Here is a 22111-nt window from a genome sequence, read left to right on the forward strand (position 1 = left end):
GAGAGCAGTGGCGGAGATCAAGTCCCACGAGTTTGAAGGTTTCCTTCAACGCTCCGCCACGATCTACCGGCTTTTCGTCATTTACGGCCCCGATCGCGGCTTGGTGTCTGAACGCGCGTCGCAAATCGCCGCCAAAACGGGTGTCGCTCTAGACGATCCCTTTTCGCTCATCAAACTGGATATTGGCGACCTGCAGAAGGATCCGGGCCGTCTGATCGACGAGGCCGGATCTATCGGTCTTTTCGGCGGTCAGAAACTGATCTGGATCCGCGGCGCAGCGAACGAGAAGTATCTTGTCGATTCGCTCCAACAGCTTTCCGAAAAACCGCTGGAGGGAACCTCTGTCATCATCGAAGCCGGCGACCTGAAGAAAGGTGCCTTGCTTCGCAAAATCGCCGAAACAGCGCGCAGTGTTGCGACGATACCGTGTTACGCTGACGACGCGCGCGCCCTTAACGCCCTGATCGACAACGAGCTCGCAGCAGAAGGCCTGCGCGTAACCACGGCGGCCCGGCAGGCACTCGTTGAGCTCATTGGCGGAGATCGTATCGCTTCGCGCAACGAAGTCCGCAAGCTGGCGCTCTATTGCCGCGGCATGGAGACGGTGGAAGAACATCACGTCAACGAGATCATCGGAGACGCCAGTGCCGTCTCCGTCGATGACGCAGTCGATGCGATCCTGAGCGGAAACACATCGACTTTCCTGCATGCGATGCAGAAGATCACCGCATCAAAAACCGCGATCTTTCTCGTCATTCAGGCATGTCTGAAGCAGTTTCAGCTGCTCGACACCATGCGTGCGGAAATGGATGAGAAACGGCTTCCAGCCGGCCAGGTGATGCAAACGCTAGGACGTCACCTGCATTTCCGCCGCAAACCGATTATCGAGCAAGCATTGCGGACCTGGTCGGCAGACGCCATTGCGCGCGAGACGGGCCGCTTGCAGGCCGCCATTCTGCAGACCCGCAAACGGCAAAGCTTGGAAGACAGTATTGCCCTTCAAACCTTGCTGTCTACAACACTGCAATCAGGCCGAAGGGCCTGATCAACGGCGCTCCAGCAACCTGCATATTTCTTCCAGTTGCTCGAGGGATTTGTAGGCAATCTTGATCTGGCCGCCGGACGCCTTGTGATTGATCGTCACATCAAGCCCCAGCGTGTCGGAGAGGGTTCGCTCCAGAGCGATCGTATCCGAATCCTTCTGATCAAGCCGCGGACCGGTGTTCTTCGGCTCCGACTGCGCCTTGATATCGTTTTGCGCCAGGCGTTCGGCATCGCGCACCGACATGCCCTTGGCAACGATCGTCTTCGCCAGCAGAGCCGGATCCGATGTCGAGACAAGTGCACGGGCGTGACCGGCGGACAGGCTGCCTGCGGCAAGAAGGTCACGAACGGGATCCGGCAGCTTCAACAGCCGCAACGAATTTGCCACATGGCTGCGGCTCTTGCCGATGATTTCGCCAAGATCATTCTGTGTATATCCGTATTCCGCAATCAGCTGCTCATAGCCGAGCGCTTCTTCAAGCGCATTGAGATCGGAACGTTGAACGTTTTCAACGATCGCAATTTCCAGCGCGGTCTTATCGTCAACATCGCGCACCAACACCGGGATTTCTACCAGCCCGGCAAGCTGCGCGGCGCGCCAGCGTCTTTCGCCGGCTATAATCTCAAACCGGCCTTCGGTGGATGTGCGAACGACGATCGGTTGAACGATACCGTGCTGGCGAATCGAGCTCGCAAGGTCATGAAGCTCGCTATCATCGAAAAACCGACGCGGGTTGCGCGGGTTGCGGCTAACAAATTCGATTGGAATCAACCGGTCAGCGCTCACATTCGGCTTTTCACCCTCGACGGGCAACGGCTGATCCATTTCGCCGATAAGGGCTGCAAGACCGCGCCCCAGACGGCGCTTTGAGACATCGTCGTTCATCGTCTGATACTCGCTTTACAATTCACGCCGCGAGGCGTTGGCGTTCGCGCTGGATAACCTCCGACGCGAGCTGCAGATAAGCCTGACTGCCGGCACATTTCAGATCATAGAGGATCGCCGGCTTTCCGTAAGATGGCGCCTCAGAAACGCGAACATTCCTCGGAATCAAGGTGTGGTATACCTTATCACCCAGATGCGTCCGGACGTCGTTGACAACCTGCTGCGCCAGATTGTTTCGGGCATCAAACATTGTCAGGACGATACCCTGAATGTCGAGCCGTGGATTGACCGTGCGGCGAACCTGATCGACAGTTTCCAATAGCTGGCTGAGACCTTCAAGCGCAAAGAATTCGCATTGAAGCGGCACAAGCACCGAATGTGCCGCAGCCATCGCATTCATCGTCAACAGGTTGAACGACGGCGGGCAATCAAGAATTATATATGAGAAATCAAAAGCTTCCTCGGATGCGAGAGCCTTCTTCAGCTTAAAGACCCGATCCGATTGCTGTGCAATCTCCATCTCGATACCAAGAAGATCCATGGTCGATGGCACAATGAACAGGTTCGGAACTGCCGTCTGTTGTGCGGTCTCGCGAACACCGGCCTCACCCACAAGCAGATCGTAGGACGAGACCAACCGGCTCTTTCGGTCAATACCTAGCCCGGTGCTGGCATTTCCTTGAGGATCCAGATCAACGATCAGGACGCGCTCACCGATCGCGGCGAGGGCGGTAGCGAGGTTGATCGCCGTCGTCGTCTTGCCGACGCCGCCCTTCTGATTTGCAATGGTAATAATCCGGTTGCGTTCGCCAGCCATCGTTTGATGATCCAAAATCGTTAAACCAAGCGCCGGAGTTTGGAGATTTCAAGAATAATGGAATCCCGCTCGACGACACTGGTATGTTCTACCAGATCGAACTGCCATCGGCCATGCGCTTTCGCAATCTCGCTCTGGTAATCCCGGCCTTTATGGAAGAAAGCCCGGCATTTCTCATTCTTCTGCATCCAGGGCAGCGAGAACTCCATCAACTTGTCGAGATCCGCAAGCGCACGGCCAGAAATGGCATCGCAATCTCCGACCTCGCTGTAGACATCTTCGATCCGCACGGCATGGACAGAACCTCGTGCACCTGTTTCCCGCAACGCAAGCCGCAAGAATGACGCCTTCTTGTTATTACTCTCCACGAGATGCACCCAGCCGTCCTTCTGCTCCGCGAGGAGGATGGCCGTGATGATACCAGGAAAGCCGCCACCACTTCCGAGATCCACCCAGACTTTCGCATCGGAACTCAACTGAAATATCTGAGCGCTATCGACGATATGCCGATCCCAGGCACCGGCCAAAGTCGATGGTGCGACGAGATTGATGGTCTTTGCCCACTTCTGGAAGAGCTGAAGAAAATGCTCAAGGCGAGACTGTGTTTCACGTGAAACACTTTGGCCGTTCAGGTTCATTCGAGGACTCTTTCCGCGTGTATCAGATAGCGCGCGCCATGTCGGCTCGCCGGAGGTGGACAAGCAAGAGCGATATCGCCGCCGGCGTCATACCATCGACTTTCGCCGCGTGAGCGATATTAAACGGCTGCGCGCGCTTCAGTTTCTGCTTCAGCTCGTTGGACAGGCCTGAGAGCACCGAATAGTCGAAGTCCGCCGGTATCACCCGGTCTTCATCACGCTTTATGTCCGCGATATCAACGGCTTGGCGTTTCATATACACCGCGTATGACGCCTCGATATCCATCGCCTCGGCCACCTTGGCAGGCAATGACCGAAGTTCCGGCCAGATCGAAGCGAGCTTCTCAGTGTCATGATCCGGATAGGACAGCAGCTCATAGGCCGTGCGGCGCTGGCCATCCTGATTCAGCATCAACCCGGCCTTACGAGCCTCGTTCGGTGTTGTCTCCAACGACTGAAGCAGCCTACGGGCTTCGTCGAGCTCGCTCTTATAGGCGTCAAAGCGAACTGATCGCGCCGTCGCTACGCAGCCAATTTCCTGTCCCAGAGGCGTCAAGCGGACGTCGGCATTGTCCGCTCTCAGCGACAGCCGGTACTCCGCTCGCGATGTAAACATGCGATAAGGCTCTGCAACACCGCGCGATGTCAGATCATCAATCATCACGCCAATGTAGGAATTGGTCCGGCTGAGGTAGATCGGATCGCTGCCGCCAGCCAGGCGCGCAGCATTCAGCCCCGCCACCAACCCTTGGGCAGCGGCCTCCTCGTAACCCGTCGTACCGTTGATCTGTCCCGCCAGGAAAAGCCCCGATAGTTTCTTGACTTCCAGAGACGGTGTCAGCTCGCGAGGATCGACGTGGTCATACTCGATGGCATAACCCGGCTGCAGGATCGTCACGGCCTCTAGACCTGGGATCGTGCGGATAAACTGATCCTGTATATCGGCGGGCAGAGAAGTCGAAATCCCATTCGGATAAACCGTATGATTATCGAGGCCTTCAGGCTCGAGAAAAATCTGATGCCCGTCGCGTTCACCAAACTTGACGATCTTATCTTCAATTGACGGGCAGTAGCGCGGGCCGACACCCTCGATCTGCCCGGAATACATCGCAGACTTGCCAATGTTCTCACTGATGATCCGATGCGTCGCCTCGGTCGTACGGGTTACGCCGCAATCGACTTGTGTATTGGTAATTTTGTCGGTCATAAACGAGAACGGCGTCAACTCGTCATCGGCGCCCTGGCGGCCGACACTCGCCCAATCGATGGTGCGGCTATCGAGACGAGCTGGCGTTCCGGTCTTCAAACGCCCGAGCGAAATGCCAAGACGCTGAAGCGTGCCTGACAGGCCTAACGATGGATCTTCGCCGACGCGGCCGGCGGCAATCTTCGTATCGCCAATATGGATCAATCCCCGAAGAAAAGTTCCGGTCGTCAGAACAACCGCACTGCATGAAAGAATCCGGCTATCTTTCATGATGACACCGGTAACGGATCCGTCCGCGGTCGCCAGATCGAACGCGTCGCCTTCGATGATATCGAGATTGTCGATCGCTTCGATTTCCCGCAGCATCGCTTCGCGGTAAAGCTTGCGATCAGCCTGCGTACGAGGCCCGCGGACGGCTGGACCCTTCTTGCGATTGAGCATGCGGAACTGGATACCCGCTGCATCGGCGACCCGGCCCATGAGCCCGTCAAGCGCGTCAACCTCTCGAACAAGGTGTCCCTTGCCAAGGCCACCGATCGCGGGGTTGCAGGACATCACCCCGATCGTATCACGCCGGTGGGTAACGAGCGCCGTCTTAGCGCCCAGATGCGCAGCGGCGCTTGCAGCCTCTGTTCCGGCATGACCGCCGCCTATAATAATGACATCGTATTTCATGAGCCAAACCAAGTTTGTTTCAGACGTTTCACGTGAAACTCACGCAAGTAACTTCGTCCGGTGTTTCACGTGAATCATTTCCCAATGCAGAATTCGGAGAAGATCACGTCAAGCAGGTTTTCCACATCCACGCGGCCGGTGATGCGGCCAAGGGCATTTGCCGCGATCCGCAACTCTTCAGCCCTCAAATCGAGATCAACAGCGCCATCCATACGAAGAGATCGCTCAATCGCCGACAAACATTCCGCCAGCGAATCCTTATGGCGGAGCCTGCTCGGCAATGAGAAACTATCTGGCCGGACCATCTTTTCAATCCGGCGGCCAATCATCGACCGAAGCTCGTGAAGCCCGGCACCGGTCTGAGCGGAGATTGAAGGATCAAGCTCGTTCCTAGCCGGCGCCAGGTCTGCCTTCGTCCCCACGGTCAAGACGCGCGGATCAGCAGGTGTCGAAACCGCGGCACCAACAGATAGGTCATGCAGATACAGCACCAGATCGGCCTCGGCAACCATGTTCTCGGCGCGGCGAATGCCCTCACGCTCGACGAGCTCGTCTGTCTCTCTTAATCCCGCCGTATCATAGAGCTTCACAAGATAGCCGCCGATATCGAGATCGACTTGCAGCACGTCCCGCGTCGTGCCCGCGACATCCGTGACGATTGCCAGATCGCGCTGTGCCAGCGCATTCATCAAAGACGATTTTCCGGCGTTCGGCGCGCCGGCGATGACGACCTTGAAACCATCCCGGATGATTTCACCGGCTGCTGCATCCGAGAGATGCGTTTCAACAGCAGCTTTGAGAACGGCAACTTCTGCCCAGACCTGGTCGGAGACCGATCCTGGTACATCATCCTCATCAGCGAAATCCAACTCCGCTTCGATCAGTGCACGGCACCGCGTCAATCGTTCCGCCCACGAATCGTATAGACTGGACAGGTGACCGGAGCTGTGCTCAACGGCCAGACGGCGCTGCATCTCGGTCTCCGCCCCGATAAGATCGGCTAGTCCCTCGACCTCGACGAGATCCAGCTTTCCATTCTCAAAAGCCCGGCGCGAAAACTCTCCCTCAACCGCCATGCGTGTTGCCGGGAATTCGCCAAGTCTTGATAGGAGACGCTGCACAACGGCCCGGCCGCCGTGAACCTGAAGCTCGGCGCAGTCTTCGCCGGTGAAAGAGGCCGGGGAGGGGAAAAATAGTATCAGACCCGAATCGATCGGTAGACCGTTCCGGTCACGAATCGTTCGAAGAGTTGCCGATCTGGGGCCGGGGAGACTGCCGATCAGATTCTCGAGAATGACGGATGTGGCAGGGCCGCTGATGCGGATAACCGCAACACCGGACGGCAATCCGCCACTCGACAGCGCGTAGATCGTCTCTCCTGGCATTTCCCAGATCGCCTCTTTCTCTACAAATGACAAAGCCGGCCGCTATTCGCGACCGGCTTGCTAGCTGAATCCGGCTAAAGACTACGTGTTCATCGAGTCGAAGAAATCCGGATTGTTCTTCGTCTGCTTCAACTTGTCGATCAGGAATTCGATCGCATCGGTGGTTCCCATCGGTGCAAGGATACGGCGCAGAACGAAGATCTTCTGCAGATCCTGGCGCGGCACCAGAAGGTCTTCCTTACGCGTGCCGGACTTGAGGATATCCATCGCCGGGAAGATGCGCTTGTCGGCGACCTTGCGGTCAAGCACGATTTCCGAGTTGCCGGTACCCTTGAATTCTTCGAAGATGACTTCGTCCATACGGCTGCCGGTGTCGATCAGCGCGGTCGCAATGATCGTCAGCGATCCGCCTTCTTCGATGTTACGCGCAGCACCGAAGAAACGCTTCGGACGTTGCAGGGCGTTTGCGTCGACACCACCGGTCAAGACCTTGCCCGAGGACGGTACGACGGTGTTGTAGGCGCGGCCGAGGCGGGTGATCGAATCGAGCAGGATGACGACGTCACGGCCATGCTCGACAAGGCGCTTGGCCTTCTCGATGACCATTTCGGCAACTTGGACGTGGCGGACCGCCGGCTCGTCGAAAGTCGAGGAAACGACTTCGCCCTTCACCGAGCGCTGCATATCCGTCACTTCTTCCGGACGTTCATCAATGAGGAGAACGATCAGATAGCATTCCGGATGATTGGCAGTGATCGAATGCGCGATGTTCTGCAGCAGAACGGTCTTACCGGTGCGCGGCGGAGCGACGATCAGACCACGCTGGCCCTTGCCGAGCGGAGCCACAAGATCGATGACGCGCGAAGAGAGATCCTTCGACGTCGGGATGTCGAGCTCCATACGGAAGCGCTCGTTCGGATAAAGCGGCGTCAGGTTGTCGAAATGAACTTTGTGACGGATCTTTTCCGGGTCGTCGAAATTGATCGTGTTGACCTTCAGCAGAGCGAAATAGCGCTCGCCTTCCTTCGGTCCACGGATCGGGCCCTCGACGGTATCGCCGGTCTTCAGCGAGAAGCGGCGGATCTGCGAGGGGGAAATGTAGATATCGTCAGGACCCGGCAAATAGTTGGCGTTTGCAGAACGCAAGAAACCAAAACCGTCCTGTAGAACTTCGACGACGCCCTCGCCGATGATTTCAACGTCCTGGCTGGCAAGAACCTTCAGGATCGCAAACATCAATTCCTGTTTGCGCATTGTACTTGCATTTTCGACCTCGAGCGATTCGGCAAAGGCCAGAAGATCGGTCGGGGATTTACTCTTAAGTTCCTGAAGCTTCATTTCAGCCATGAAGTGACCATTACTCTATATTTCAAAGGGGGAAGGCTATGTCGGGACGTATTCGGTCTCGCGAAAGGCTCGCAGACGACTGAACTCAAAACACATGCCACGAAGATGAGATGCGCGGAAAATAGCGACTAAGATAAGGCGCCGCAAGGGGGCTGCTTAAAATGAAGCAAATTTAACCTGAGACCGCCACAGCCCCTAAAAAGGCTTCACCACGACGAGGATAACGATCAGGATCATCAGCGCCGTCGGCGCCTCGTTCATGAACCGCCAGTAGCGCGCCGAACGTCTGTTCCGGTCGGCCGCGAAGTCTCGAACGGCTCGGCTGAAGAACATGTGCACGCCCGTCAAGAGAACGACGAGACCGATCTTCGCATGCAGCCAGCCGCCCTGGAAACCATAGACCGACCACGCGAGATAGAGCCCGAAAATCCAGGTCAGCATCATTGCCGGGTTCATGATGATCTTCAGCAGCCGGCGCTCCATCACCTTGAAGGTCTCGGACTGAGCAGAGCCCGGCTCCGCGTCCGTGTGATAGATGAAAAGCCGGGGCATGTAGAACAGTCCCGCCATCCAGGAAATCACAGCGATGATGTGAAGCGCCTTGATCCAGAGATAAAGGTTCTCCGGGTTCCAGGCGAAAAGCCCAACTGCCAGAAGCGCAAAGAAGATCAACGCGAAATGAGCGCGGCGCCGCGCATAGGCGCCTGGCCGGGCGTCGGTCTGCTTTTCCATCATCAGCCTCGCGATCCGCGCACGCGCTCGACAAGCAGCCGCACGTTCTCGGGGTCAGCTTGCGGCGTGATGCCATGACCTAGATTGAAAATCAGCGGCCCGTTCCCGAGCTTGTCGAGAATTTCATCGATCCCTTCCTCCAGAGCTTTGCCGCCGGCAACGACGCGCATCGGATCGAGATTACCTTGAACAGGGCCATCCTTCTGCAGCTCCTGAGCAAAGGCAAGCGGCACCGACCAGTCGAGCCCGATCGCATCGGCGCCGGTCTTTTGCCGGTAATCCTTCAGCTGATAACCGGCGCCCTTCGCAAATGCGATGATCTTGGCTTTTGGCCGCTGGGATCGGATCGAGGCAATCATCCGCGCCACCGGGCGGATCGCGTAGGCCGCGAATTCCTTCTCTCCGAGAACACCAGCCCAGGAGTCGAAGATCTGAACGGCATCGGCACCAGCATCGATCTGCGCCACCAGATAATCCGCCGAGACGTCGGCCAACAGCATCAGCAGACGCTCGAAGGCTTTCGGATGCTTGTACGCGAACAGCCGGGCAGGGGCCTGATCTGGTGTGCCCTTCCCGGCAATCATATAGGTCGCAACCGTCCAGGGAGCTCCACAGAAGCCGAGCAGCGTCGTTTCGGTAGGAAGCTCGGCGCGCAGGCGCCTGACAGTCTCCATGACCGGCTGTAGATAGGAAACGATATCCTCATCGCTGAGATTGGCGATACCCGCTTCGTCGATCGGATCCATCTCCGGTCCATGCCCTTCGGTAAAGCGAACGTTGCGCTTCATAGCATCGGGAATGACGAGAATATCCGAGAACAGGATTGCGGCATCGAAGGCGTAGCGCCGGATCGGCTGCAAGGTCACTTCGACGGCATGCTCGGGAGAATAACAGAGGTCGAGGAAACTTCCGGCGGTCTGGCGCGTTCGTCTGTATTCCGGCAGGTACCGTCCTGCCTGTCTCATAAGCCAGACTGGCGGAGGCGTGAGAGTTTCACCGTCGAGAACTCTCAGAATTTTCCGGCGCGTTTCGCTCAAGCGCTTCTTCCCTATAAAAAAACAAAGATATTTTAAAAGGTTTCTATTTCTTAGAGTCGGTGACTATCAAGGATTAAAATCCATCCACTGACGATACGATTTGTCGCGCGTCGCTCGTCGGCTCAGGACAAATTTGCCCGGCCTGGCCAGTTTCTGTTGAAGGTTTTGAATCACGAAGGGATTCCAATCGCTTCTAAGGGCCTGCTGATTGGCTCAATCTGTGGATAAGCTGTGAGCTTCAGATGGGCAGAGAAGAGCTGTCCACAAAGTCCACAAGCCGGCCTGAGCCGTCTCCTGAAAATCCGTATTGTGGAAAACTGGGCATGTTTTCCCTTGCCTCGGACCCTCCGGCTCCCGTAGCTCTTGGTCATCCAGTCTTTTCAACAGGTGGCGGAAAATAACGTGGAGAACCGGACGAACTTCTTCCATCTGCATCTGATATCTGACTCAACGGGAGAGACTCTGATCTCGGCGGGCAGAGCGGCATCGGCGCAGTTCAAGTCGTCGCAGGCGATCGAGCACGTTTATCCGCTGATCAGAAACCGCCGGCAGCTGCTGCCCGTGCTTGACGCAATCGACGGCGAGCCTGGGATCGTCCTTTATACAATCGTCGACCGCGAGCTTGCGACCCTGATCGACGAGCGATGCGCGGAGATGGGTGTTGCCTCCGTGAACGTGCTGGAGCCGGTCATGGCGGCATTCCAGATCTATCTCGGTGCCCCGTCACGCCGCCGGGTTGGCGCACAGCATGTGATGAACGCCGGCTATTTCGCGCGTATCGAAGCTTTGAACTTCACCATGGACCATGACGATGGTCAGATGCCGGATGATTATAATGACGCTGATGTTGTCATTGTCGGCATCAGCCGGACATCGAAAACGCCAACCAGCATCTATCTCGCCAATCGCGGGATCAAGACTGCCAACATCCCCATCGTCTACGGCGTGCCGCTGCCCGAGGCGATCTTCTCGGCGATTAAGCCGCTCATCGTCTGTCTGATCGCGACGACCGATCGCATTTCCCAGGTCCGGGAAAACCGCGTGCTCGGAGCGACTGCTGGTTTCGACCGCGGCGAATATATCGACCGAGCGGCGATTTCGGAGGAGCTGAAATATGCCCGCTCACTCTGCGCCAAACATAATTGGCCGATCATCGACGTGACGCGCCGCTCGATCGAGGAGACGGCAGCGGCGATCGTTGCCCTGCGGCCAAAGCTGCGCTAAGCGCATCATCACCAGTGAACCGATCGCAGGACCCAATGACATCGACGCTGATCCTTGCTTCTTCCAGCCCCTTTCGCCGAACGTTGATGTTGAACGCCGGTCTGGCATTTGACGCCCACGGCGCCAGCATTGACGAGCGGGCGATCGAGGCGCCGCTTGAGAAGACCGGTGCCTCTCCGGATGAGGTGGCCCTCGTGCTCGCGCGGGCCAAGGCCGAGGACGTCAGCCAGCGATTTCCGGATGCCCTGGTGATCGGCTCCGATCAGACCATGTCGCTTGGCGACCGGGTGTTTCACAAGCCAGCAGATATGAAACAGGCCGCGGCCCATCTTGCGGCGCTCAGCGGCAAGACCCATCGCCTCAACAGCGCGATTGCTCTCTACCGCGGCGGCACTGCACTTTGGGATCATGTCGCGCACGCGTCTTTGACCGTCCGCCAGCTGTCGCCGCAATTTATCGAACGGCATCTTCAGCGCGTCGGAACCAAGGCTCTGTCGAGCGTTGGCGCCTATCAGCTGGAAGGCGAGGGCATCCAGCTGTTCGAGAAAATCGACGGCGATTATTTCACGATCATCGGCCTGCCCATGGTGCCGCTGCTCGCCAAACTGAGGGAACTGGGTGCTATCGATGGATGATTCACGTGAAACATTTGGCCCCAAGGCTTTCGTCACCGGCTTCCCCGTCAAGCATTCGCGCTCGCCCCTCATCCATGGCTACTGGCTGAAGACGCTTGGTCTACCAGGCAGCTACCGCGCCCATGAAGTAGCACCGGCGGAATTCGCCGGCTTCATTGCCAGCCTGAAAGATGGAAGCTCCGGTTTCACCGGCGGCAATGTCACGATCCCGCATAAGGAACTGGCCTATCAACTTGCCAACTGTCCGGATGCGCTTTCCGAAGAGTTGGGAGCGTCGAACACGCTCTGGATCGAAGGTGGCAAGCTGCACGCCACCAACACAGACGGCCGCGGCTTCACCGCCAATCTCGATGAACGCCATCCGGGCTGGGACCAAACCGGCACGGCCGTCATCTTCGGTGCCGGGGGCGCAAGCCGCGCTGTCATCCAGGCGGTGCGCGATCGCGGGTTGAAGAACATTCACGTCGTCAATCGCACGGTCAGCCGCGCGCAGGAATTGGCCGATCGCTTCGGTGCCCGGGTTCGAGCCCATGCGCCGGAGGCGTTAAACGAAGTGATGTCAGGCGCCGGACTTTTCATCAACACGACGTCGCTCGGCATGGACGGTGAGGGAGCACCTCAAATGGACTTCTCGCCGCTGGCTTCAGGCGCAGTCGTGACCGATATCGTCTATGTGCCGCTGCGGACACCGATGCTCATCCAGGCAGAACAGCAGGGCTTCGCAACGGTCGATGGGCTCGGCATGCTCTTGCATCAGGCCGTACCGGGTTTCGCAAAGTGGTTTGGCAGAACGCCCGATGTCGACGCCGACCTTCGTGCGCTCATCGTCGCCGACATGGAAAAGCATTGATGTTGCGGATCGGCCTGACGGGCTCCATCGGAATGGGAAAATCGACGACGGCAAAGCTCTTTGCCGCCGCCGGTATTCCCGTCAACGATGCTGATGCCGTCGTGCACGACTTGTATGCCGGAGAGGCAGTAGCCGCGGTCGAAGCCGAATTTCCCGGAACATCGAAGGAAGGCGCGGTCGATCGCGCCGAACTGGCCCGGCAACTCGCTCTGCGCCCTGATGGCTTCAAGGCACTGGAAGCGATCGTTCATCCGCTCGTGCGCCAGCACGAAGCCGCATTTCTAGCCAATCAGCAAGCTGCGGGTCAGAGCATCGTATTGCTGGATATTCCCCTGCTGTTCGAAACCGGCGCGGAAAATCGCGTCGATGTGATTGCTGTCGTCAGCTGCGATCCACAGATTCAGAAGGCGAGGGTGCTTGCGCGCCCGGGCATGACGGAAGACAAATTCAAGATGATTCTCTCGCGGCAGATGCCCGATGCCGAAAAGCGCCGGCGCGCCGATTATTTGATCGACACCGGTCACGGCATCGAAATGGCGCAGCAGCGGGTCAGCGAGATCATTGCCGATCTTCAAAGCAGGATCGCCAAAGGAGAGTTCCGGAATGCGTGAGATCATCTTCGATACGGAAACCACCGGCCTCGACAATCGCCTGGACCGGATCATCGAAATCGGCGGTATCGAGCTCTTCAATCATTTCCCGACGGGCCGGACGATCCATATCTACATGAATCCCGGCGACCAGAAGGTCCACCCGGATGCGCTCGCCGTTCACGGCATCACCGACGAATTCCTCAAGGACAAGAAGGGCTTTGCCGACGTCGTCGAGGAGATCATCGAATTTTTCGGCGATGCGAAGTGGATCGCTCACAATGCCACCTTCGATATGGGTTTCGTGAACGCCGAGCTCGCCCGCATCGGCAGGCCGCCGATCCTGCCGGAACGGGTGATCGATACGCTCTCGCTTGCGCGGCGAAAGCATCCGATGGGACCGAATTCGCTCGACGCCCTTTGCCGGCGGTATGGCATCGACAACTCGCATCGCACCAAGCACGGCGCCTTGCTCGACTCTGAACTGCTGGCCGAAGTTTATATCGAGATGATAGGCGGCCGGCAGACGGCCTTGGGACTTGGCGTTGCTGCCGCGGCTGGATCTGAAAACACCATTGACGAAGCAGATGACGTTATACTGGCTGTTCTGGAAAGGCCGCGGCCGCTGGCAAGCCGGCTGAGCGAGACCGAGGCCGCGGCGCACGACGCGCTGATCGCCAAGCTCGGGACCAAGGGCATCTGGTCGAAATACGATCGCCCAAACTAAAAATGCCCGGCTTCTGACCGGGCATTTCAGATTTCATCAGCACAAATCAGATCAGTTCGTCTGAACCTTGGCGCGGGTCTGCTCTTCGGCAACGCGCTGGGCGAACATCTGCGCAAAATCGATCGGGTCGATCATCAGCGGCGGGAAGCCGCCGTTGCGTGTCACGTCGGCAATGATCTGGCGGGCAAACGGGAAGAGCATGCGCGGGCACTCAATGAAGAGAACCGGCAGCATGTGTTCCTGCGGGAAGCCCGCGATGCGGAAGACGCCGCCATAGACCAGTTCGGTGTGGAATACCGTCTTGTCACCATCCTTGGCTTCCGCGTTCAGCGACAGAACGACGTCGAAATCAGTGTCGGACAGCGGGTTGGCGTTGACGTTGACGCTGATATTGATGGCCGGCGCGGTGTCGCGGGCCTGCAGCGAACGCGGTGCGCCCGGGTTTTCGAAGGAGAGATCCTTCGTGTACTGAGCGAGAATGGTGAGGCTCGGGCTTACTGCACCGGCGCCGTTGTTTTCATCAGCCATTGGATTTTCCTCGAAGGGGCATTTTGATGGTGCCGCCATCTACCATTTCGTGGAAAGGCTTACAACCCTGAGCAAATTCAGCGCTCAGTCGCCAAGCCGCTTGCCCGACCAGGGAGAATTCGGGTCGGGTTGCCGCTTGAAATCGTCCTCGTCGAGATCGACCACCTTGCCTCCGGCAGGGCCGCGGGGACGAAAATCGCCACCCGATCCTGCCGACGCGGTAAAGCCACTGGTTCTGCCGACGACAACGAAACGGCGGCTGACATATTTCCAGGCAAGATCGCGCACAGCCGGAATGCAGATCAGAAGAGCGATGATATCAGAGATGAAGCCCGGGATGACGAACAGCAGCCCGGCAATGACAAGCATCGCAGGCTTCAAAAGTTCGCGGCCCGGAGCAACGCCGTTCCGGCCTTCGGCGGACATGCGCTGCAGGATGCCGAGGCCGTGGCGGCGCAGCATCGACATGCCGACGACCACGCCAAGAACCACCAGTCCAAGCGTTGCCAGAACACCGATCGCCTTGCCGACAATCACGAAGCTCGCGATTTCCGCCAGGGGCAAAAGCAGCATGAAACCGGGAAGCATCGTCAATCGCATCGTTTTCAACCCGCAAGCTTGCGGGCTCCTATTTGAATCATCTGTCTATGCGGACTATATGGGAGTAGAAATTTGGGATGTTAACTGCAATCGCGGGACAATATGAGTTCAAACGACTTCATCACGTTATTTTTCCTGGTAGCGGCAGTGCTGATTTTTTTCCAGCTCCGCAGTGTTCTTGGCCGCCGCACCGGAAATGAAAAGCCGCCGCGTGATCTCTACACGCCCCGTGATGCAGCCGGCCAGGAGCCAGCCGATGCCGGAAAGGTCGTGACCCTTCCGCGCCGCGACGGCAATGGCGAGGAAGAAGATCGCTTTGCCGCCATCGATGCCTTCGCTCCGGCAGGCACGCCGCTCAACGAAGCGCTGCGCGCCATGAACAAGGCCGATCCGTCGTTCACGCCGAAGGAATTCCTGAATGGCGCCAAGATGGCCTACGAGATGATCGTCATGGCTTTTGCCGACGGTGATCGCAAAACCCTCAAGAACCTGCTGTCCCCTGAAGTCTACGATGGCTTCGGTGCGGCGATCGCCGATCGCGAAGCAAAGGGCGAAAAGGTGAAATCAACCTTTGTCGGCATCGACAAGGCGGAAATCACCAATGCCGAAGTCAAGGGCAGCGAAGCGCAAATGACCTTGCGGATCTCCAGCCAGCTGATTTCGGCAACCTATGACAAGGACGAAAAGCTGATCGATGGCAACGCCGAGGATGTTGCCGAAGTCAACGACATCTGGACCTTCGCCCGCGACACCCGTTCGCGCGATCCCAATTGGAAACTCGTGGCAACCGAATCGGAACATGAGTGACGGTCTGGCAGATTTCACGCTGCACCCCATCAGCTTCGATGAATTGAAGGGCTGGAAGGATGATGATCCTTCCAGCCTTTTTGAAGTCATGGACGCCTGCCGCCGGCAGATCTCCGGCGTAAAGCCTTACCGCACCGGTTCGCTAGGCCTGACCGCCGAGGACCTTCTGTCGCTTCTTGAGAAGGCGCGGGATGCCGGCATTTCAGACGCGATGCAGGCGCGCCGCTTCTTCGAACAGAACTGCCGGCCGTTTCTGATCAGGAAGAGTGACGGGATGCCGGGCTTCGTGACGGCGTTCTACGAGCCGGAAATCGCCGTTTCGGCCAAGCCGGATGACGTCTATCGTTTTCCATTCTATCGGCGCCCCGATGATTTGATCGATCTCGACGATACGAACAGGCCAGCCGGGCTTGATCCCTATTACGCGTTCGGCCTGTCGTCGAAGGGCTCGATCAGCGCTTATCCGGATCGGCGGGCAATCGATCAGGGCATTCTCTCCGGGCGCGGTCTGGAGATCGCCTGGGCGAAATCGAAGGTCGATGTCTTCTTCGTCCAGGTCCAGGGTGCGGCGCGCTTGCGGTATCCCGATGGTACGATGGGCCGCATCACCTATGCGGCAAAGGCCGGACACCCCTTCTCGGCGATCGGCAAGCTTCTCATCGACCGGGGGGAGATCGATCGCAGCCAGATCTCCATGCAGGCGATCCGCGCATGGCTTGGCGCTCATCCGGACCAGGTCGACGAGGTTCTCTGGCACAACAGATCCTACATCTTTTTCCGCGAGGCAGAGACAGCCGCGGCAACGAGCGGCCCGATTGCCGCCGCCAAGGTTCCGCTCCTTGCCGGCCGTTCGCTCGCAGTCGATCGCCTGATCCACACATTCGGCTTCCCGTTCTTCATCCGCTCGGAAAGCCTTACCCATCTGGATGGCGGACGCGGCTTCGCGCGATTGATGCTGGCGCTCGACACCGGCTCGGCGATCGTCGGACCCGCACGCGGCGATATCTTCACTGGCTCTGGAGACGATGCCGGTGAACAGGCCGGAACGGTCAGAAATGATGCCGATTTCGCTATCCTGATACCCAATGAAGCCGTGGGGCGTTTCCTCTGATGGCCAGGGATCGGAAGCTGAGCACCGACGAGCGCATTCTTTGGGGCAGGGTGGCTCGCAGCACCCGCCCGATGGCCGGCAAAACCGGCGAACTGACCGAACTCGACGCCTTCCTGGCTGCCGCCGAGGCGGAAATCGAAGCGACCGAAAAGCAGCGCATGGCGACGGCGCCTGTAACGCCTCCGGTCCAGCAACCCGCCGCCAAGCCGTCCTCCGGTCAGCACCATCCACTCGAGCGCCCGGTCAAGCGTAAGATCGCCAAGGGACGCCTGGCGCTGGAAGCCCGCATCGACCTGCATGGACTGGTGCAAAGCGAAGCCCATGTCATCCTTCTCGACTTTCTGATCCGTGCCCATGAGCGCGGCATGCGGCATGTGCTGGTCATCACCGGCAAGGGAAGCTCGCTCGGCAGCGAAGGCGCACTGAAGCGCGCCGTGCCGTTGTGGTTCTCGAAGCCTGAGTTCCGCTATCTGATCTCGTCCTACGAATCTGCGGCGCAGCATCATGGCGGCGAGGGCGCTCTCTACATCCGTCTCGCCCGCCGGGCGGGAGATCGCTCATGACGACGCCCTTCGGCGAGGCTGTCCGCAAGCTGCGATCCCGCAAGGGCGTTTCGCAGAAGCAGATGGCGGCAGCGCTGAATGTGTCGCCTGCCTATCTATCGGCGCTGGAGCACGGAAAACGCGGCCTGCCGACCTTCGACCTGCTGCAGCGGATCGCCGGCTATTTCAACATCATCTGGGATGAAGCGGAAGAACTCTTCCTCCTGGCGCGCTCTTCCGACCCGCGTATTGTCATCGATACGTCAGGTTTGCCGCCCGAATATACGGCCTTTGCAAACCGTTTGGCGGGTCAGATCCGCAGCCTTGACGCGCCCGTCCTGGCGGAGCTCAACGCGGTGTTGGAAAAAGGCGGAAAAGCGGACGGAAAACCGTCATAATCCCCTGCTTAATGCCGGATTTCAAGGCTCCGGCATTGGGATTGGCGCGCAAAAACCCTATATTCCGGAATGAGAAACGCCGGTGATTCGCAAGGTCATCCAGGCCGTTACAACAGGGAAATTCAAAGACAGTATGACCGATACACCCGCGACGGAAAACGGCGTTAGCACCGAGTATGGCGCAGATTCCATCAAGGTCCTGAAGGGCCTCGATGCGGTGCGCAAGCGCCCGGGCATGTATATCGGCGACACTGACGATGGCTCCGGCCTTCATCACATGGTCTACGAAGTCGTTGACAATGCGATCGACGAGGCGCTGGCCGGGCATGCCGACATCGTCACCGTGACGCTCAATGCCGATGGCTCCGTCACCGTCACCGACAATGGACGCGGCATCCCGACGGACATTCACACCGGCGAGGGTATCTCTGCAGCCGAAGTGATCATGACCCAGTTGCATGCCGGCGGTAAATTCGATCAGAATTCCTACAAGGTCTCGGGCGGTCTGCATGGCGTGGGCGTTTCGGTCGTCAACGCGCTCTCCGTCTGGCTCAAGCTGCGCATCCGCCGGCAGGGCAAGCTGCATGAAATGAGCTTCACCCATGGCGTTGCCGATGCGCCGCTGAAGGTGATCGGTGATGCCAGCGAAACCGGCACAGAAGTCAGCTTCATGCCGAGTGGTGAGACCTTCACCATGACGGAATTCGATTATGGCACGCTGGAACACCGTCTGCGGGAGCTCGCCTTCCTGAATTCCGGCGTTCGCATCCTGCTCACCGACAAGCGCCATTCCGATATCCGCCAGGAAGAGCTTCTCTATGATGGCGGCCTCGAAGCATTCGTCGCCTATCTCGATCGCGCCAAGAAGCCGCTGGTCGATAAGCCCGTTGCCATTCGCAGCGAGAAGGACGGAATTACCGTCGAAGTCGCCATGTGGTGGAACGATAGCTATCACGAGAACGTGCTGTGCTTTACCAACAACATTCCGCAGCGTGATGGCGGCACCCACATGGCCGGCTTCCGCGCTGCCCTGACCCGCCAGATAACCTCCTATGCCGATAGCTCGGGTATCACGAAGAAGGAAAAGGTCTCGCTGACTGGTGACGACTGCCGCGAAGGCCTGACGGCGGTTCTGTCGGTGAAGGTTCCCGATCCGAAATTCTCATCGCAGACGAAGGACAAGCTGGTTTCCTCGGAAGTCCGTCCTGTCGTTGAAAACCTTGTCAGCGAAGCGCTCAGCACTTGGCTCGAAGAGCATCCCGCGGACGCCAAGATCCTGGTCGGCAAGGTGGTGGAAGCCGCCGCCGCCCGCGAAGCGGCCCGCAAGGCACGCGAACTGACGCGCCGCAAGGGCGCGCTCGATATCGCATCGCTGCCCGGCAAACTCGCTGACTGCTCCGAGCGTGATCCGTCGAAATCCGAAGTCTTCCTCGTCGAGGGTGATTCGGCAGGCGGTTCGGCAAAACAGGGACGTTCGCGCGAAAATCAGGCTATCCTGCCGCTGCGCGGCAAGATCCTGAACGTCGAGCGCGCCCGTTTCGACAAGATGCTATCCTCGGCGGAAATCGGTACGCTGATCACCGCACTCGGCACCGGCATCGGCAAGGATGAATTCAACGTCGAGAAGCTGCGCTACCACAAGATCATCATCATGACGGACGCTGACGTCGACGGCGCCCATATCCGTACATTGCTGCTCACCTTCTTCTTCCGTCAGATGCCTGAGCTGATCGAGCGCGGCCATCTCTATATCGCCCAGCCGCCGCTCTACAAGGTCGCGCGCGGCAAGTCGGTCCAGTACGTCAAGAACGAGAGTGCACTGGAAGACTACCTGATCGGCCAGGGTCTCGAAGACGCTGCGCTGAAGCTTGCAAGCGGTGAGGTCCGCGTCGGCCAGGACGTGCGCGAAGTCATTCAGGACGCTCTGCGCCTGCGCACGCTGCTCGACAATCTGCATTCGCGCTATAATCGCGCCGTTGTCGAACAGGCAGCGATTGCCGGTGCGTTGAATGCCGAGGCCGTCAGCGATCGCAGCCGTGCCGAAGGGCTGGCTGCCGAAGTCGCCAGGCGTCTCGACATTATTGCCGAGGAAACCGAACGCGGCTGGGAAGGTGGACTGACGAGCGAAGGCGGTCTCCGTCTCGAGCGTATGGTCCGCGGCGTCAAGGAAGTTGTCGTGCTCGACATGGCGCTGATCGGCTCGCAGGATGCCCGCCTTATCGACCAGCTGTCGGCGCGCCTCAAGGAAATCTACGACGTCCCGCCAAAGCTTTCACGCCGCGACGGCGAAGTCGAACTTGCCGGGCCTCGCGCTCTTCTCGAAACGATCTTTGCCAGCGGCCGCAAGGGGCTGACGATGCAGCGCTACAAGGGTCTCGGGGAAATGAATGCCGAGCAGCTCTGGGAAACGACGCTCGATCCGAACGTCCGCTCGCTGCTGCAGGTCAAGGTCAACGATGCGACCGATGCCGATGGATTGTTTGCCCGTCTGATGGGCGATGAAGTCGAGCCGCGCCGCGAGTTCATCCAGGAAAATGCGCTCAGCGTCGCAAACCTCGATATCTAATTGATATCAAAGAAAAAGGCCGCGCAGTGAGAGCTGCGCGGCCTTTTTTGTTTGGCTCAGTTGGCGACAAATTTGCCGTTGAAGGCAACTTCGGCCAGCGGCTTGCGCTGGCTTGGAAACTCGCGCGCCTGGTTTCGCTCCGACAGCACGCTTTTGTCTGCTAGGCGGCCAAGTGCGATGCCGGCCTCGACGCGGTAGCCTTCGGGGATCGCAAACGTCGTCATGATTTCATCATGCTTGATGCCGCCCATGCCGTGGGCATAGAAGCCGGAAAAACGGGCCTGCATCGCAAAATGGCCCCATGCGGCACCGGCGTCGAAGGAATGCGTGTAGCTCTTCTTGCCCTCTGAAAAATCACCGCTGAAGCCGCGCGAAACCACGAAAAGCAGAGCTGAGGCGTTCTTGGCCCATTCCTGGTTGGCTTCGGCAAGCAATCCAAGCGCGGTTTCGAAATGCTCGGAACCCTTCAGCGCATAGATGAAGCGCCAAGGCTGCTGGTTGGCAGAGGAGGGCGCCCAATGCGCGGCGTCGAGGATCGTCAGGATCTGCTCTTCGCTGATCATTTCGCCGGTAAAGGCGCGCGGCGACCAGCGGTCGAGAAACATGGCTTCGATGGGAAATTGGGATTCGCGGCTATTGCTTGTGGTCATGGGGGGCTCCGGTCCATTCTGCCTATGGTCATATTTCCCGGCCCCATCACTTGGCAAGCGCCGGTTTCGCGATCGCATGACAGTCTGTTTCTAAAAACAGGTCCTCCCAGCCATGCGAACACGCGGTATCTATTCGCATCACGATGACGAAGGAGCTGGTGATGCTGGTAAATGGAAAATGGACCGAGGATTGGCAACCGGTACAGGCAACGGACGCAAAGGGCGGCTTTGTGCGCCAGACATCCAGCTTCCGCAACTGGGTCACACCGGATGGATCGGCAGGTCCGACAGGCGAAGCGGGTTTCAACGCCGAGGCCGGCCGCTACCATCTCTATGTCGCCTATATCTGCCCTTGGGCTTCCCGCACGCTGATTGGACGGACGCTGAAGGGCTTGGACGGCGTCATCAGCGTTTCCATCGTCGAGCCGGCGCTATCGAAGCAGGGCTGGCGTTTTGGTGACTATCCGGGAGCGAGCAGAGATACCGTCAACAGCGCGACCTATATGCATGAGATCTATACGAAAGTTGACCCGGATTTCACCGGCCGGGCAACCGTCCCTGTACTTTGGGACAAGCAGCAGCAGACGATCGTCAACAACGAATCGGCTGATATTCTGCGCATGCTGAATAGCGGATTCGGCGATCTCGCGAACAATGCGATGGACCTTTATCCGGATAACAAGCGTTCGGAGATTGATGCCTTCAACGAGTATATCTATTCGCGGCTGAACAACGGTGTCTATCGCGCCGGGTTTGCAGCGACGCAAATCGCCTATGAAGAAGCTTTCGCCGATGTCTTTGCCTGCCTCGATTGGGTCGAGCCGCAATTGCAGGGACGGGCATTCCTCTTTGCCGATCATCCGACCGAAGCCGATATCCGGCTCTTCGTGACCCTGGTGCGCTTCGATCCGGCCTATCACGGCCTCTTCAAGTGCAACCTGCGCCGCATCGCAGACTATCCCAATCTCAAGGCATTCTGCCGCCACATGCTGGAGTGCCCGGGCATCGCTGCAACCGTCAATATCGATCACATCAAGCGCGGCTATTATTCGATCGAGAAACTCAACCCGACCGGAATTGTGCCGGTGGGACCGGATTTGTCGGAGATTTTTTAA

Annotated in this window: 23 protein-coding genes; 12 read left to right on the top strand and 11 right to left on the bottom strand. The window is 58.4% G+C overall.

Annotated elements, in window-relative coordinates; all coding sequences use genetic code 11:
* Positions 1 to 7: 7 nt before the first annotated feature.
* Complete coding sequence (gene holA / locus J2X43_RS20290) at positions 8 to 1045, top strand: DNA polymerase III subunit delta (RefSeq protein WP_310296610.1); 1038 nt, start codon at positions 8 to 10, stop codon at positions 1043 to 1045.
* Here the strand turns inward: holA and J2X43_RS20295 are convergent, their stop codons facing one another.
* The 8 genes from J2X43_RS20295 to hemE all read right to left on the bottom strand — a co-directional run bounded on the left by J2X43_RS20295 (position 1046) and on the right by hemE (position 9768).
* A complete protein-coding gene (locus J2X43_RS20295; protein ID WP_112385994.1) occupies positions 1046 to 1930 on the bottom strand; it encodes a ParB/RepB/Spo0J family partition protein in 885 nt (294 codons plus the stop codon).
* Positions 1931 to 1952: 22 nt separating this feature from the next.
* A complete protein-coding gene (locus J2X43_RS20300) occupies positions 1953 to 2747 on the bottom strand; it encodes a ParA family protein (RefSeq protein WP_112385995.1) in 795 nt (264 codons plus the stop codon).
* 20 nt (positions 2748 to 2767) lie between these two features.
* Entirely contained in the window at positions 2768 to 3385 is a 618-nt protein-coding gene (rsmG, locus tag J2X43_RS20305) for a 16S rRNA (guanine(527)-N(7))-methyltransferase RsmG (RefSeq protein WP_310296613.1), read from the bottom strand.
* Positions 3386 to 3407: 22 nt separating this feature from the next.
* Positions 3408 to 5267, bottom strand: a complete 1860-nt coding sequence (gene mnmG / locus J2X43_RS20310; protein ID WP_310296616.1) for a tRNA uridine-5-carboxymethylaminomethyl(34) synthesis enzyme MnmG — start codon at positions 5265 to 5267, stop codon at positions 3408 to 3410.
* 74 nt (positions 5268 to 5341) lie between these two features.
* The gene (gene mnmE, locus J2X43_RS20315) at positions 5342 to 6652 is read right to left on the bottom strand and encodes a tRNA uridine-5-carboxymethylaminomethyl(34) synthesis GTPase MnmE (RefSeq protein WP_310296618.1); all 1311 of its coding nucleotides are present in this window, start codon (positions 6650 to 6652) and stop codon (positions 5342 to 5344) included.
* 81 nt (positions 6653 to 6733) lie between these two features.
* Positions 6734 to 7999: a transcription termination factor Rho gene (gene rho, locus J2X43_RS20320; RefSeq protein ID WP_112385999.1), complete on the bottom strand. Its 1266-nt coding sequence runs from the start codon at positions 7997 to 7999 to the stop codon at positions 6734 to 6736.
* A gap of 195 nt (positions 8000 to 8194) precedes the next feature.
* Positions 8195 to 8731 carry a protoporphyrinogen oxidase HemJ gene (hemJ, locus tag J2X43_RS20325; protein ID WP_112386000.1) on the bottom strand — a complete coding sequence of 179 codons (537 nt, stop codon included), beginning with the start codon at positions 8729 to 8731 and terminating at the stop codon, positions 8195 to 8197.
* 2 nt (positions 8732 to 8733) lie between these two features.
* On the bottom strand, positions 8734 to 9768 hold the full coding sequence (hemE, locus tag J2X43_RS20330) for a uroporphyrinogen decarboxylase (RefSeq protein WP_310296621.1): 1035 nt from the start codon (positions 9766 to 9768) through the stop codon (positions 8734 to 8736).
* Positions 9769 to 10170: 402 nt separating this feature from the next.
* On the opposite strand from hemE, the gene J2X43_RS20335 reads away from it, so the two are divergent.
* From J2X43_RS20335 to dnaQ, 5 genes are read left to right on the top strand one after another with little or no spacing between them, the layout of a single operon-like run.
* Complete coding sequence (locus J2X43_RS20335) at positions 10171 to 10992, top strand: pyruvate, water dikinase regulatory protein (RefSeq protein ID WP_310296622.1); 822 nt, start codon at positions 10171 to 10173, stop codon at positions 10990 to 10992.
* Between the two features lie 35 nt (positions 10993 to 11027).
* A complete protein-coding gene (locus J2X43_RS20340) occupies positions 11028 to 11627 on the top strand; it encodes a Maf-like protein (protein WP_310296624.1) in 600 nt (199 codons plus the stop codon).
* The gene (locus J2X43_RS20345; RefSeq protein ID WP_310296626.1) at positions 11620 to 12477 is read left to right on the top strand and encodes a shikimate dehydrogenase; all 858 of its coding nucleotides are present in this window, start codon (positions 11620 to 11622) and stop codon (positions 12475 to 12477) included. The genes J2X43_RS20340 and J2X43_RS20345 overlap by 8 nt, the downstream gene beginning before the upstream one ends.
* A complete protein-coding gene (coaE, locus tag J2X43_RS20350) occupies positions 12477 to 13088 on the top strand; it encodes a dephospho-CoA kinase (protein ID WP_310296719.1) in 612 nt (203 codons plus the stop codon). The genes J2X43_RS20345 and coaE overlap by 1 nt, the downstream gene beginning before the upstream one ends.
* Entirely contained in the window at positions 13081 to 13794 is a 714-nt protein-coding gene (gene dnaQ, locus J2X43_RS20355) for a DNA polymerase III subunit epsilon (protein WP_310296628.1), read from the top strand. The genes coaE and dnaQ overlap by 8 nt, the downstream gene beginning before the upstream one ends.
* Positions 13795 to 13845: 51 nt before the next feature.
* Here the strand turns inward: dnaQ and secB are convergent, their stop codons facing one another.
* Together secB and J2X43_RS20365 are read right to left on the bottom strand one after the other, a co-directional pair.
* The gene (secB, locus tag J2X43_RS20360; RefSeq protein WP_112386007.1) at positions 13846 to 14322 is read right to left on the bottom strand and encodes a protein-export chaperone SecB; all 477 of its coding nucleotides are present in this window, start codon (positions 14320 to 14322) and stop codon (positions 13846 to 13848) included.
* An 84-nt stretch (positions 14323 to 14406) separates the two neighbouring features.
* Positions 14407 to 14922, bottom strand: coding sequence for an FxsA family protein (locus J2X43_RS20365; protein WP_112540335.1), 516 nt, complete (start codon positions 14920 to 14922; stop codon positions 14407 to 14409).
* Positions 14923 to 15024: 102 nt separating this feature from the next.
* Between J2X43_RS20365 and J2X43_RS20370 the strand changes: the two genes are divergently transcribed.
* From J2X43_RS20370 to gyrB, 5 genes are all read left to right on the top strand, one after another.
* The gene (locus J2X43_RS20370; RefSeq protein WP_310296631.1) at positions 15025 to 15729 is read left to right on the top strand and encodes a Tim44/TimA family putative adaptor protein; all 705 of its coding nucleotides are present in this window, start codon (positions 15025 to 15027) and stop codon (positions 15727 to 15729) included.
* Positions 15722 to 16840, top strand: a complete 1119-nt coding sequence (locus tag J2X43_RS20375) for a murein transglycosylase A (protein WP_310296633.1) — start codon at positions 15722 to 15724, stop codon at positions 16838 to 16840. The genes J2X43_RS20370 and J2X43_RS20375 overlap by 8 nt, the downstream gene beginning before the upstream one ends.
* The gene (locus J2X43_RS20380; protein WP_112517908.1) at positions 16840 to 17403 is read left to right on the top strand and encodes a Smr/MutS family protein; all 564 of its coding nucleotides are present in this window, start codon (positions 16840 to 16842) and stop codon (positions 17401 to 17403) included. The genes J2X43_RS20375 and J2X43_RS20380 overlap by 1 nt, the downstream gene beginning before the upstream one ends.
* Positions 17400 to 17780, top strand: a complete 381-nt coding sequence (locus J2X43_RS20385) for a helix-turn-helix domain-containing protein (protein WP_310296636.1) — start codon at positions 17400 to 17402, stop codon at positions 17778 to 17780. Before J2X43_RS20380 ends, J2X43_RS20385 begins: the two co-directional genes overlap by 4 nt.
* 133 nt (positions 17781 to 17913) lie before the next feature.
* On the top strand, positions 17914 to 20346 hold the full coding sequence (gene gyrB, locus J2X43_RS20390) for a DNA topoisomerase (ATP-hydrolyzing) subunit B (protein ID WP_112386073.1): 2433 nt from the start codon (positions 17914 to 17916) through the stop codon (positions 20344 to 20346).
* Positions 20347 to 20402: 56 nt separating this feature from the next.
* On the opposite strand, the gene J2X43_RS20395 is transcribed toward gyrB, so the two are convergent.
* On the bottom strand, positions 20403 to 20996 hold the full coding sequence (locus J2X43_RS20395; RefSeq protein WP_112517910.1) for a nitroreductase family protein: 594 nt from the start codon (positions 20994 to 20996) through the stop codon (positions 20403 to 20405).
* A gap of 161 nt (positions 20997 to 21157) precedes the next feature.
* Here J2X43_RS20395 and J2X43_RS20400 point away from each other — a divergent pair, with 161 nt between their 5' ends.
* Positions 21158 to 22111: a glutathione S-transferase family protein gene (locus tag J2X43_RS20400; RefSeq protein ID WP_310296639.1), complete on the top strand. Its 954-nt coding sequence runs from the start codon at positions 21158 to 21160 to the stop codon at positions 22109 to 22111.

The organism is Rhizobium sp. BE258, assembly GCF_031457345.1.
Taxonomy (GTDB): Bacteria; Pseudomonadota; Alphaproteobacteria; order Rhizobiales; family Rhizobiaceae; genus Rhizobium.